General features: G+C 39.6%; 13 protein-coding genes and 1 pseudogene. 5 read left to right on the forward strand and 9 right to left on the reverse strand.

Annotated elements, in window-relative coordinates; translation table 11 throughout:
- Window position 1 precedes the first annotated feature (1 nt).
- Together ATK78_RS05560 and ATK78_RS05565 are read left to right on the forward strand one after the other, a co-directional pair.
- Window positions 2-937 (forward strand): PorP/SprF family type IX secretion system membrane protein, encoded by a 936-nt coding sequence (locus ATK78_RS05560; RefSeq protein ID WP_133575042.1) that lies wholly within the window; start codon window positions 2-4, stop codon window positions 935-937.
- Between the two features lie 3 nt (window positions 938-940).
- Window positions 941-3076, forward strand: a complete 2136-nt coding sequence (locus ATK78_RS05565) for an OmpA family protein (protein ID WP_243732448.1) — start codon at window positions 941-943, stop codon at window positions 3074-3076.
- Window positions 3077-3278: 202 nt separating this feature from the next.
- On the opposite strand, the gene ATK78_RS05570 is transcribed toward ATK78_RS05565, so the two are convergent.
- The 4 genes from ATK78_RS05570 to ATK78_RS05585 all read right to left on the reverse strand — a co-directional run bounded on the left by ATK78_RS05570 (window position 3279) and on the right by ATK78_RS05585 (window position 5658).
- Window positions 3279-4334 carry a sugar transferase gene (locus tag ATK78_RS05570; RefSeq protein WP_133575043.1) on the reverse strand — a complete coding sequence of 352 codons (1056 nt, stop codon included), beginning with the start codon at window positions 4332-4334 and terminating at the stop codon, window positions 3279-3281.
- Window positions 4335-4336: 2 nt separating this feature from the next.
- Window positions 4337-4729 (reverse strand): response regulator, encoded by a 393-nt coding sequence (locus ATK78_RS05575; protein ID WP_133575044.1) that lies wholly within the window; start codon window positions 4727-4729, stop codon window positions 4337-4339.
- Window positions 4730-4891: 162 nt separating this feature from the next.
- Window positions 4892-5365 (reverse strand): YMGG-like glycine zipper-containing protein, encoded by a 474-nt coding sequence (locus ATK78_RS05580; RefSeq protein ID WP_133575045.1) that lies wholly within the window; start codon window positions 5363-5365, stop codon window positions 4892-4894.
- A gap of 53 nt (window positions 5366-5418) precedes the next feature.
- Window positions 5419-5658 (reverse strand): hypothetical protein, encoded by a 240-nt coding sequence (locus ATK78_RS05585; RefSeq protein WP_133575046.1) that lies wholly within the window; start codon window positions 5656-5658, stop codon window positions 5419-5421.
- A gap of 231 nt (window positions 5659-5889) precedes the next feature.
- Here ATK78_RS05585 and ATK78_RS05590 point away from each other — a divergent pair, with 231 nt between their 5' ends.
- The 3 genes from ATK78_RS05590 (at window position 5890) to ATK78_RS05600 (ending at window position 9720) form a co-directional block, all read left to right on the forward strand.
- Window positions 5890-6711, forward strand: a complete 822-nt coding sequence (locus tag ATK78_RS05590) for an SDR family oxidoreductase (protein WP_133575047.1) — start codon at window positions 5890-5892, stop codon at window positions 6709-6711.
- A gap of 60 nt (window positions 6712-6771) precedes the next feature.
- Window positions 6772-8160 (forward strand): MBL fold metallo-hydrolase, encoded by a 1389-nt coding sequence (locus ATK78_RS05595; protein ID WP_133575048.1) that lies wholly within the window; start codon window positions 6772-6774, stop codon window positions 8158-8160.
- 210 nt (window positions 8161-8370) lie between these two features.
- Window positions 8371-9720 (forward strand): OmpA family protein, encoded by a 1350-nt coding sequence (locus ATK78_RS05600; RefSeq protein WP_133575049.1) that lies wholly within the window; start codon window positions 8371-8373, stop codon window positions 9718-9720.
- A gap of 150 nt (window positions 9721-9870) precedes the next feature.
- Here ATK78_RS05600 and ATK78_RS05605 read toward each other — a convergent pair whose 3' ends face one another.
- The 5 genes and pseudogenes from ATK78_RS05605 to ATK78_RS22695 form a co-directional block, all read right to left on the reverse strand.
- Complete coding sequence (locus ATK78_RS05605) at window positions 9871-10173, reverse strand: hypothetical protein (protein WP_133575050.1); 303 nt, start codon at window positions 10171-10173, stop codon at window positions 9871-9873.
- Between the two features lie 259 nt (window positions 10174-10432).
- Complete coding sequence (locus ATK78_RS05610) at window positions 10433-10882, reverse strand: hypothetical protein (RefSeq protein ID WP_133575051.1); 450 nt, start codon at window positions 10880-10882, stop codon at window positions 10433-10435.
- Window positions 10882-11667 (reverse strand): annotated as a pseudogene (locus tag ATK78_RS05615) (RHS repeat-associated core domain-containing protein); the annotation flags it as partial. The pseudogene ATK78_RS05615 and the gene ATK78_RS05610, both read right to left, overlap by 1 nt.
- A 132-nt stretch (window positions 11668-11799) precedes the next feature.
- Window positions 11800-11997, reverse strand: coding sequence for a hypothetical protein (locus ATK78_RS05620; protein WP_133575052.1), 198 nt, complete (start codon window positions 11995-11997; stop codon window positions 11800-11802).
- A 384-nt stretch (window positions 11998-12381) separates the two neighbouring features.
- Window positions 12382-12522: a hypothetical protein gene (locus tag ATK78_RS22695; RefSeq protein WP_166664830.1), complete on the reverse strand. Its 141-nt coding sequence runs from the start codon at window positions 12520-12522 to the stop codon at window positions 12382-12384.
- Between the last annotated feature and the right edge of the window lie 179 nt (window positions 12523-12701).

Raw genomic sequence — 12701 nt, forward strand, 5'->3', positions numbered from 1 at the left:
CATGAAACTAAATAAGAAATTCATACTTACGTTCAGCATGGCTTGCATGATGTTGGTTGCAAATGCACAACAGGATGCGATGTATACGCAATACATGTTCAATACTCTGGCTATTAATCCTGCTTATGCAGGAAGCCGGAATGTAACTTCGGCCACTGCCCTGTTCAGAAATCAGTGGACAGGAATTGACGGCGCACCTAAAACAGGTACCATTACGCTGGATGCACCGGTTTTTGATAAAAGAATCGGCCTGGGTGTTCAGTTCATTTCTGATAAATTAGGGATCACACAAACCAATACCGGTGTGATCAGTGCTGCCTACAGGATCAGAATGGACGAGGGAACGCTGGCTTTTGGTATTCAGGGAAGTGTAAGCCAATTCCGTGCAGATTATACCAGTGTACTGTTAAATAGTCCGGGTTCTGGTTATGACCCGGCATTTGCAGATAATGTAAGTAAAACGCTATTCAACTTTGGAACCGGTGTATACTACAACTCTGATAAATTCTATATCGGGCTGTCGGCACAAGACCTGATCAGTAATAAACTTACCCCTTACGAATCTCCAAATACAGATCTGAGAAATACACAGTCCATGCACTTGTTTTTAGCGAGTGGTTATGTATTCTCTTTATCTGAAGATTTCAAATTTAAACCATCATTCCTGATCAAAGGGGTAAAAGGTGCTCCCATTGAGGGGGATATCAATGCTACACTTTGGATCAAGGATGTAATTGGTCTGGGTGCACAATACCGTACCAGTGCAGATGTTGCCGGTTTAATAGAAATACAAGCCACTCCGCAGATCCGGATTGGATATAGCTACGATTACAGTACAACAGCATTAAAAGCCTTTAATTCAGGAAGCCATGAAATCATGCTTAGGTATGAGTTTGGGTTTGGAAAAGGTAAAATTCTATCTCCAAGATATTTTTAATATATGATGAAATTAACTACACATAAGGTTATCCTTTCTCTTTCATTTGTTTTAATGATTGGAAGTAATGCTGCTTTCTCCCAAACACCGGCAGAGAAAGTTAACCTGACAAAGGCAACCACTGAATTTAATTCATTACGGTACATCTCAGCAATCAAAGAACTGAACAGTATTTTAAAAATAGATACCGGAAATGTAAAGGCGCTGGAAATGATCGCCTACAGCTATAAAATGGTTAAAAGCTATGATGAAGCACTATATTGGTATGAAAAGCTTTCTAAACAGAAAGTAATAAAGCCAGAATGGTCGCTCAATTATGCAGAGGTTTTGGCCAACAACCAACAATATGAAAGATCTGAAGGATGGTATAGAAAGTATCTGGGTTCTGTTCCAACGGATATCCGTGCAGCTTCATTTTCTAAAACCGACCCGGGTCAGTTCAATAAGAATTTAGGAAAATGGAAAGTATCATTCACCAACTTAAACTCGCTGGGCTCTGACTACTCCCCTGCCTATTATAAAGAAGGATTAATTTTTACCAGCAACAGGCAAACACAGAAAATATCACGTCGGATCTTTGAATGGGACAATACCCCATTTTCTAATCTGTATGTAGTTCCGTCGTTAAAAAGCATTAAAACCGTAGATCCGGATAGCGTGATGGGTGCTGCACAAGGCAAAAACAGTAAACTATACCGTTTTAATGACGATGATACCGCTCCCACCAGTAACGATACAAAGACCATCGGCCAATTCAATACCTCACTGGAACGGGATACCCTTGGCATCCTTTTGGAAAAAGGACTTAATCTATCCCGTTTAAAGGGCGCACTTAACTCGAAATTCCATGATGGTTCTGCCGCAGTGTTTCCTGACGGGTCAATTATATTTACCCGCAATAATTACTATAAAGGCAGAACACAGCAAAGTATGGATGGAGTAAACAAATTGAAATTGTATACCGTATCCGGTGAGAATTTAAACCACATTACTGAATTTCCATACAACAGCAATGAATATTCTACCGGACACCCTACGTTAAATAAAACAGGAGACATCCTGATCTTTGCATCAGACAGACCAGGTGGTTACGGAGGTTCTGATCTTTACTATTGCGTTCGTGCCGGATACGGACAGTGGACCAGACCTGTAAATATGGGTAAGAAGATCAATACAGAAGGTAATGAGCTTTTCCCTTACCTGAATAATGATGTACTGATGTTTGCATCAACCGGACACCCGGGTTTAGGCGGACTCGATCTGTTTGAAATTGTATTAAAAGAAATGAAACCCGTTGGCGAGCCTAAAAATATGGGGGCTCCGATAAATACCTCTAAAGATGACTTCGGGATCATCCGCGCAGAAGATGGAAAAAGTGGTTTCTTCAGCTCTAACAGAAAAGGAAACGATGACATTTATAAATTTAGCAAATCTACATATTCAATTACCTTAAAAGGTACAGTAACAGACGCTAAAACAAGAATACCCTTACCGGGAAGCAGAATCCTGTTACACCATCTGGATGGAACAGACACCATTCGTACCAATGCAAAAGGTGAGTACATGAAAGAGATCCCCGCAGAAACCGATTATGAGGCAACTGCACAGAAGTTGGGTTATGTAAATAACATTGGCTTTGTAAGTTCAGTAGGAATTACCCAGGATTCTGTGGTAAGAATGGATATTAAGCTGAATAAAACGGAAACCGCACAACAATTTGTAATCAGCAACTGTGATTCACTGAAAAAGATCTTCGCGGTCCAGAACATCTATTATGACCTGGACAGGTCAGAGATCAGATACGATGCAAGACCGGCACTAGATGAGCTTGCAGCCTTAATGATGAAGTATCCGGAGATTACAGTGATCACTTCAAGTCACTGCGACAGCAGGGCTTCTGAGGCTTATAACAGGAGCTTATCATTACGCAGGGCAGAATCTTCCAAAACATACCTGATATCAAAAGGAATCTCACCTTCCAGGGTTAGTGTAGAGTATTATGGTAAAACCAGGTTATTGAACAGATGTTTCGACGGTGTGCCATGTTCAGAGGCAGATCAGCAATTAAACAGGAGAACAGAATTTGATGTGATCTTAAACGGTGTTAACATTACCCGTCAGAATTGCAGCGACAAATAATAGCATAAACAACAAACAAAAAAAGGATGATCTTTTAATGAAGATCATCCTTTTTTTATGCGGTGTAGTGCATCAACTATTCAATTGTCAGATCAATCGAACACCTGTTCAATCAGGTTTCAACAGCATCTTTCAACACGAGAGAGTTGATTAATACCCGGAATAAACGTTACGCTTTGTAGAAGTTTTGAAATGGGGAATATTAAACCTTTTCCTTCTGAACAGCAGCAGGAAGGGTTTTCATGAGGATCTTAAGATCAAGCCAGAAAGAGTGGTTCTGCGCGTAAAAGTTGTCCAGGCGTTTACGTTCACGTTCAGACATATCGGCTTTCCCCCTTCTGCTCACCTGCCATAAACCGGTTAAGCCAGCAGGACCAAGAAAGCGCATGCTCCATTCATTAGAGGTCAACATTTCTGCCTCATATAAAGGCAAAGGGCGGTTACCCACTAAAGACATATCTCCAATGAACACATTAAACAGCTGTGGCAGTTCGTCAATACTATAGGTCCTGATAAACTGGCCAAATTTGGTAATCCTCGGATCGTTCTTCAGCTTAACAAAGATACTTTTTTGGTCGTCTTCACTTTTATATTGGTTAAGATCACTCAGATCCTGAAGTTCAGCACTTGCACCAGATCTCATGGACCTGAATTTATAAAAGTCAAAAACCCGGTATCCGGTTCCAACCCGCTTACTTTTAAATATAACCGCACCTTTAGATTCGAGCCTGATGATTAACGCAACGATCAATAACAATGGAGACAGGAACAATAAAGCGGAACCAGAAACGAAGATATCAAACAATCGTTTAGGGAAAGGGATTTCATAGGTATAGTCAACTTGTGAAAGATCAGCCAGCTGAGGTTTGATCAATTTAAACTTTACTAAAAATATGATGCGTTCACAAAGGTCATTCAATGGAATCGGAGAAACGTAAAGATCATTTACTTTATGTTTCATGGCCAGCTGCCGGATCTCTTCACTGCGTTTCGGAGATAACAGCACAATAACCAATCCTTTAAGCAACGCACTGCTTTTGATAGATTTTATAAAATTGAAACATTCATGATCGTCATCAACCTCCAAAAGGATCACATCGGGAAGATTAAATAAAGATTGCTCTTTCAAATAAGCCTCTAATGCATTAATGTCAGGCTCCGCATGGACATTAAAAGTTGAGTTCAGCTTTGGGAGCAATTCATTCCCAAAAGATGAAGAAGAAAAAAGTATAGCTATAGAATTTTGGCTATCAATCATAGTTAATATTTTCCGATAGATTCATGTTTTTTAAAAACATCTAAAATTGCTTCTTTTAGTTGTACCGGATTAAAAGGTTTTGGAATAAAAGCGTCGAGTTTAAAGGACATTTGAGAAACTCTTTCTGTCAAATTGTTAGCTCCGGATAATATGATTACCGGGGTATCGCGGTAAAATCCGCTTATTTTTAAGTTATGGATGAAAGAACTTCCATCAAAATAAGGCATTTCCAGATCTGACAAAATTAAGGCAGGTGAGTTACCTTCCTCTAACCAGGTTAATGCTTCAACCCCGCTGTTTTTGATAATCAACTCATAATCATTAGATAAAACAAAGTTTAATAACTTAAGTATACTAACTTCATCATCCACAATCAATATCTGTTTCTTAGCCATTATCGTTTATTATGCGCAAATTTCATCTTTTTTAACCCTTAACGAACATACGAAATATTAGACAAACTGAGCAATATTTTTCAAAAAACTCATAAATTACCTAAAAAAAATACAGCTATCGATAAATTTCGATAGCTGTATTAGAATTATGTTAAATTAATACTAGTTTTTTGGTTGTACTCTACCAGATTTTTTGTCTTTATCGCGGCCAATCAGGTAACCAGCGCCAGCTCCGGCCAATCCACCGATAATTGCACCCCTGCCATCTTTCTTATCGATCAAAATACCACCTAAAGCACCTGCACCAGCACCAATTACAGTACCTTTAGCAGCAGCACTCCATCCTTTTTTCTTGGTAGTGGTAGTGGTCGTCGTGGTACCTTCATTATAAGCTCTCGGAGCTGGGGCAGCTTCACTTTGCTCAGAAAGAAGCAAAGCTCTTTTTTCTTCTCTAACCCTGGCTGCAACAAGCTCATCCTGTTGTTTTTTAACCTCAACCTTTCTAAAACTGTCAAGTTTTAAACTATCCTTTACTGCAACGATGGCCTGTTGTTTAATAGCCGCTTCGTCTTTTGCATTATATGAACAAGCACTAAGCACAGTAGCGATTGTTAGTATTGAAAATAAGTATTTCATAATTTTAATCATTTAGTTTCTAACCATACTTAAGAAAAAATGATGCCAAACTATTATTTGTCATCTAACGGCGAACGTATAATCCGGTCATTGCGATTTGAATCATCATCCTCTCCGTCCGGATTTCCAGAGATCCGTTCATTGTCGTCATTTAATCCAACCTTTAGCGGATCTCCTTCAGAAGACTGATCGGCATCCAGTCCAAGGTTTATGTTTTCTTCATTCCCATCAGGTATGATGTACTTTTTCTTTGGATCTTCAGAGCCGCCTATATTTTTTTGATCATGTCCCATATCTATATTGTATAATGTAAACTTAAATGTGTGATTAACCGTAGAACAAACAAAGCAGGATTAAGTTTCTGGTTAAACGATTCAAAATAATTAAACCAGGTAACCTTATTCGCAATTGTTTACTTTTGATGTCAGCATTTACCGGTTAATCTCACCATGAAATATAATATATGATATATACAGTTCAATATACCATAACATATACCCAACAGCACATAAGCCATTTTTATTATGAACAAAACCATTAGTATATTGGGATGCGGATGGTATGGTTTTGCTTTATCCAAAGTACTAATCGCTAAAAATTACCAGGTAAAAGGGTCTACTACACAGAAGGATAAAACGGCGATGCTTCAAAAAGAAGGAATTGAACCTTATATCGTCAGTTTCGAAGCGGATGCCCAACAATACGATCCCGCATTCTTTGATAGTAACGTACTGATCATTTGCATCCCGCCTAAAAGAAGCACAGCTGAACAGGGATCTTATCCTGATAAGGTCAAGGCCATTGCCCAGGCGGTCAAAGAATCCCGGATCCAACAGGTTATTTTTATCAGTTCAACATCAGTTTACGGGGATTCCAACTCCACATTAACAGAATCTGAGCGGCCTGACCCGGATACCGCATCCGGAAAGGCGATGCTGGAGTCGGAACAGTACCTGCAAAGCCAATCAGCATTCAGTACAACAGTAATCCGTTTTGCCGGATTAATAGGCCCGGGCAGAAATCCGGGAAGATTTTTTGCAGGTAAAGAAAAGGTACCCAATGGCCTTGCCCCCATTAACCTCATCCACCTTGACGACTGTATAGGGATTACCATGGCAATTTTGGAAAAAGAAGCATTTGGATACCTTATCAATGCTTCTTCACCAGATCATACACAAAGGGCGGAATTTTATACCACCGCAGCCTTAAATGCAGGATTGCCAGTACCAACATTTATTAAAGAACTCAAAAACTGGAAAATTATAAGCAGCAATATTGTACCATCTACATTAAAATACAAGTATCTGGTTACCAATTTAACGGATTGGATTACTAAAGATAATTGACGAATTTGGTCTTTACAACCGCATAAAATGATAACTTGCTATTTTTAGGATAAATAAACTATGAAATTAACCATTTGGGGAGCTGCAAGACAAGTAACAGGCAGCATGCACCTGCTGCAGTCAGAAGGCTACAATATATTGATTGACTGCGGACTTGATTATGAAAAAGATACCTATCAGGAAGAAAACCAATACTTCCCGTTCGATCCGTCTTCCATTGATGTAGTTATTCTAACCCATGCCCACATTGACCATACCGGGAACCTGCCAACTCTGGTACGTATGGGATTTGAAGGGCAGGTATTGTGTACCCCTCCTACTGCAGACTTAACAGAATTGCTCTTACTGGATTCTGTCAACATATTTATTAGTAAACAGCAAAAGCGTTCCAGGGGAAGAAGAGGAAGATCAAGTGGACCACAGCCTTTATACCTGCAAAAACACGTGATGGAAACCATGGAACGTGTAGTTACCATTGGTTTTCATAAAGAATTCAACTTAAATGGAAACATCAGTTTAAAATTCATTCCAATAGGACATTTACTAGGTGCAGCAGCAATCATATTAACAGTTAAAGAAAAGGGTACTGAAAAAAAGATTGCGTTTACGGGAGATATTGGACGGAACAATTACCCGGTGTTAGTCAATCCAGAACCTTTACCGCAGGTAGACTACCTGGTATCTGAATCTACCTATGGCGGACGGGTACACAGTACCGATACCACGCTTCAGGAAAAGTTAATAGAAACCATCAATGAATCCTGCATTAAATTTCCGGGACGGTTAATTATCCCGGCATTCAGTATAGGCCGTACACAATCACTGGTCTACTCCTTAAACAAGATCTTTAGCCAGGGTTTACTTCCACCAGTAAAGATCTTTGTTGATAGTCCCCTTGCAAGCTTTGCCACGGACATTTATAGAAAACATCAGCACTTGTTAAATGAAGAATCCCGGGAATTTTACAAGAGTAAAGGTGATGAATTTGAATTTGATGAGCTATCCTATGTCCATGACAAGCGCGAAAGCTTATCGGTTTCAAATTACCATGAACCCTGCATCATCATTTCTTCGGCAGGAATGCTGGAGGGCGGACGGATCCAGGACCACCTGTATTATAATATCCAAAATTACTACTGTACCATCCTGTTCATTGGATACTGTGCAAAGGGTACACTTGGCAACCGCCTGTTAAGAGGCGATCCAATTGTACGGTTAAGGAACCGTGATCTGATGGTATATGCCACCATCAAACAAACGGATCTGTTAAGCGGCCACGGAGATCACAATGACATTATGAACATCATCAAAACACAAGATCCGGCCGCACTTAAAAAAGTATTCCTGGTACATGGTGAAATTAAAAGCATGACCAGCCTGCAAGAGGCGATCGCAGAAGCCGGTTATGAAGTTAATTTACCTGAAAAAGGAGAAACATTTGAGTTATAAAAATATCCAAAAAAGCATAGACTGTATCAAAAAACATACACAATACCCGCTATTCCTTATTTTTCTTTAATCCAGACATTTGACGATTAATGATCTGACTGATAACAATTTCAGAATTAAAACTGACTAAATCCGGCTTTGGCAGGATTATTACAAGTAGGTTATCGTTCAGCAAAACGAGGCTGACTAAAATATCTAACTTGTAAAAAAATGAAATCTAAAATTACAAAAGCAGCGATGGTACTATCCTTAGTAGGATTATCATCGCAATTATTTGCACAGGAGACTACTGCTACTGATGCGCAAACTACAGAAAAATTTTCTAAAAAATATTTCCGTACCTGGTCTATCGGTTTAAATGGTGGTATGCTTACGCACTACACACCATTTAACAACAGACAAAATGGTGATTTCTATACACCACAAGAATCATGGGGTTACGGTGGTTACATTAAAAAACAAATCATTCCAGGATTTGGTATCCAGGCAGATTTCCTTGCTGGTAAAGTAAAGGGCTTCAGACCAAACAACCTTCCCGGTGGTGCAACAGCAGCTCAGCAAAATGCAGGTTTTGAAACCAGTATTGATTGGTCAGCAGCAGTAAGTGGTAATTTCACTATTGCAAACATGAGTTTGAATCAAAAACGTAATGTACTTTCACCTTATGTAACTGCAGGTGCTGGATATATGTCATCTTCAGCAAACACTGATTCACCAACAGGTGCAAGCACAGGTTATGAAGAAAATTGGTTTGTTCCAATAGGTGCAGGTTTCAAACTAGGCTTATCTAAAGGTGTTAACATCGATTTGGGTTATACGGTTAACTTCATGAAGGATAAAAACTTTGATGGTGTAGTTGGAGCAGCTAACGATAGATTCTCTTATGCACATGCAGGTATCGAAATTGCATTGGGCAGAAAAGGAACTTCACAATTACAAAACTACAGTGCAATCGCGGCTATCCGTGAAGAAAGTGCTGAAGAAAACGAAAAATTGAGAAGAGCATTATCATCCGCTGAAGAAAATGCAAGAAGAGACAAAGAAGCAATGGCTGCTAAATATGCACAGGAATTGGGCGATGATGATAACGATGGTGTAGCAAACAAATTTGATAAATGTCCGGGTACACCTGCAAATACGGTAGTTGATGGTGCCGGATGTCCGTTAAAAACTCCTGCTCAGATTATTCGTGAAAAAGTAATCGTTACTGAAGCAGATCGTAAAGTGGTTGATGAAGCCATCAGAAACCTTGAATTTGATTTAGGTAAAGCTACGCTTCGTCCAACTTCATATGCAACATTAAACAAAGTTGCCGAGTTATTGGTAGAGAAAAACTTTAGCTTAAAATTAGCAGGTCACACAGATAACACAGGATCAATGGAATTGAACTTACGTTTATCTAAAGACAGAGCTGAGTCAGTAAAAGCTTACTTAGTATCGCAAGGAGCTAATGCTTCAAGAGTAGAAGCAACAGGATACGGTCCAAACCAACCAATCGCGTCTAACAAGACTGCTGATGGTCGTCAGAAAAACCGTAGAGTAGAATTCTCATTATTCTAGTCTAACCTTAATAAGATTAAAAACCGGCTTACATGAATTTGTAAGCCGGTTTTTTGTTGTTATATATTCCATCCCCTGCTGTCGCGCCTGGCTTTGGCCAACACCATCATTAGGACGCCAAAACAGGCAAAGCATATTAATAAAATCAATTTAATAAATTTGCCTACAGCCTTTCAATTTTTCTCTTGTTTCAATCGATTTTTGCATCACCTCCTGTGAGGTAGAAAAAGCATTAGCATCTAATTCGTGATCGCTTTCATATTGCGAAAATCGGCTGGCCACCTGACTTAACTCGTAGAATACTATCTTTTCTACTTCATTAAAGGACTCATTAACTATTTCTAAATCATACGAATCATAAAATTCATCACAAAAAGTTACATCATTAATTTTACCAGTTAGATATTCGTCAATAAGCCAATATAATCTTCGCTTATCATTTTTATTATACATAATACTGTTTAGTTTGGTGTGAAATATTTAAAGGGTCTTATACGTCTATAGCTTTACAGTTGGTCTAATACGGGGAATGCTTTACAGTTGGTCAAGACCTTTATTGATGCTTTCATCACCAAAAGACATATTCAGCAACTTGCTAAATAGCAAAAGCCCGGTACAATACCGGACTCTTGCAGCCTAATTTTTTAAAGTTAGCTTTGTCCAATCTTTTGGGGTCACTTCAGATCCGGGCTTTTGCTATTTAGAACCTTTTTTATATCGGATCTCCAAACAATCTTTTATAGGTAATAAATTGCTCAGACTTTTCAATGTGATGAACAAAAAATATTGAATTGAGATCTAAGATTTCGAGATTATCTATAATAACAAATCCGTTCAAATGGCAAAATTCAATTACAGAATTTAAGATTTCAGAATAATTATATCTGAAATCAATACGTACGTCGATTCCAGATATTTTACTCCCCTCCAGGAAAAATCTAATGCAGGTGGATTCGCTGTCACCATACAAAATAATGTCACCACTCCAACTTCTACTACGCTCCAACCCACCAGTTAAAGAGTCAAAAAATTCAATTTCAAGATCAAAATTCTCCCAAAAATCAAAGTTATTATAATCATCTAAGGTAATAAAACCCAAAGTTCCTAAATCAGATAAAGCTCCTCTCGGTATTATTTCAATTGTATATTGCCAAATTGCCATTAGTGTTTTGTAAATTGAAAATCTGCTGTTGTCCTATAGCTTCCGTAAGGCAATTGCTCTGCTTGCACCGGCACTTGTGAAAACCCTAACTTTTTAGCTGCCTGCACACGACGGTGACCATCAACCATATATTTGTTGCCTTTATGTTCTATGTATTTTACTGGGTCAGTTATCCCGCCATCTTTTTTAATTAATGCTTCCACTTTTTTTAAGTTTGACCCTGTTGTACCATGTGTAGCCGTTAAATCAAAAGGATTAAGCATATTACTTGCAGCATCTCCATCCTTAATAATTTTCACACCTTCACTTGCCGCTCGACCTTCCTGACCTGTTTTAGCCAATAATGTACCCGTTGTACATTTAGCCAGAGAACCATTGAAAGCTAAAGCACTTGCACCATCACCCAGATGACCCAGGGCATCTTTTATACCACCTTCACTAGGAACCTGAGCCATACTGTATCCTAATCTGCCACCTTCACTGTCTACAGATTGCCATTTCATTCCTGGGGCAGCCTTGTTTATACCTAAAGCGTCACCAGCAGCTGCTACAAGTGTTCTGAGTCCATGTATACCATCTCTAATCGCACCCGCTATGGCCATTCCAGTTTGAACACCAGTTAGATCATCACTTTCATCCGGCCACATTCCATCCGGATCAACAAATCTAATCGGATTATTAAAGGCGTAACTGTATGGCGACCATCTTCTGCCTTGCTCCGTAAGTGGATCTACCACGTTCCACCTTCCAATCACCGGATCATAGAACCTTGCGCCGTAATCTAACGCCCTTATGCAACTTTTTTACAGTTCACCGGATTCGCTGGTAGCGACTTTTCAGCTTTATAAAGAACGTTCCTTTACGGTAAAGTTAGTTTTTTGTTTGGGTTTTACAAGAGGGGTAATTTCGTTCTTCGGTTAATTTCTGCTGTAGGTAAGGTTGATCATATGTTGCAGCAAAGATAGCCTCAGAAGGAAAAGCAGTAAAGGGACTTTCGCGGCATAAACGCTCCTGGCCTTTGCTCTAAGGCCATTTATTCCAAGTTCCCTCGACAGCTCTCCCTTCTTCCGCTTTTGGGGGCTTAACAAATGATCACCCCAAACCTCTATTCTCATGTAGTTGGCTTTGGGTGCAGGGATTAGAGCGGCTCTTTCTGATCAGTAAAAGGTTCCAAAGGGGTTTGGGGAATGGAAGATTCCCCAACTATCTGCGGAGCACCTTGCTGCCGCAGGCCTCGCCATTGGCGGAGCGGGGAAGGTCAGGGAGAGCGGCTATTTACATAATAGCCCATTATAATGACAGCTTTGGTCGTGCCGCCGGGATGGAGCGGCGGCTCTTATAATGTGTATTATGTTATTTAGCTTTGGGCCGGTTTCCGGCAGAAGGAAGGGCCAGGAGAAGGACAGCTAAAGATAGGAGGAAGTAAGCGAAGCGAACTGGCTGGCTTTGAGCTGACCGGGGAGCGTGCGGAGCGGCATTCTTATTTTAAGAAATGGTGTTTATTTAAGAGGATGGTGCTTGTTTAAAGCCTCTTTTAAGTCTTCCAGGTTACTGGTCTGGTAACGTTCGGTACTGCTTACATATTTGTGGCCTGCCATATATTGCACTGTTCTTAAGTCCTTTTCTTTAAGCCAAAGCATAATCACGCTTTGACGGATCTGCACCGCATTCCTGTATTTAGGGTTTAGTTTCTTTAAAGCATAACAAAGAGATGGTCAAGCGCCTCGATGAACTGGAGACATTACCAGAGGACGAAAAAAAGCACATCTTCCATTACATGGATTTGGTAATCAGGGACTATAAAACAAAGAAAACATAC

It is taken from the genome of Pedobacter metabolipauper (assembly GCF_004362715.1).
Lineage (GTDB): Bacteria > Bacteroidota > Bacteroidia > Sphingobacteriales > Sphingobacteriaceae > Pedobacter > Pedobacter metabolipauper.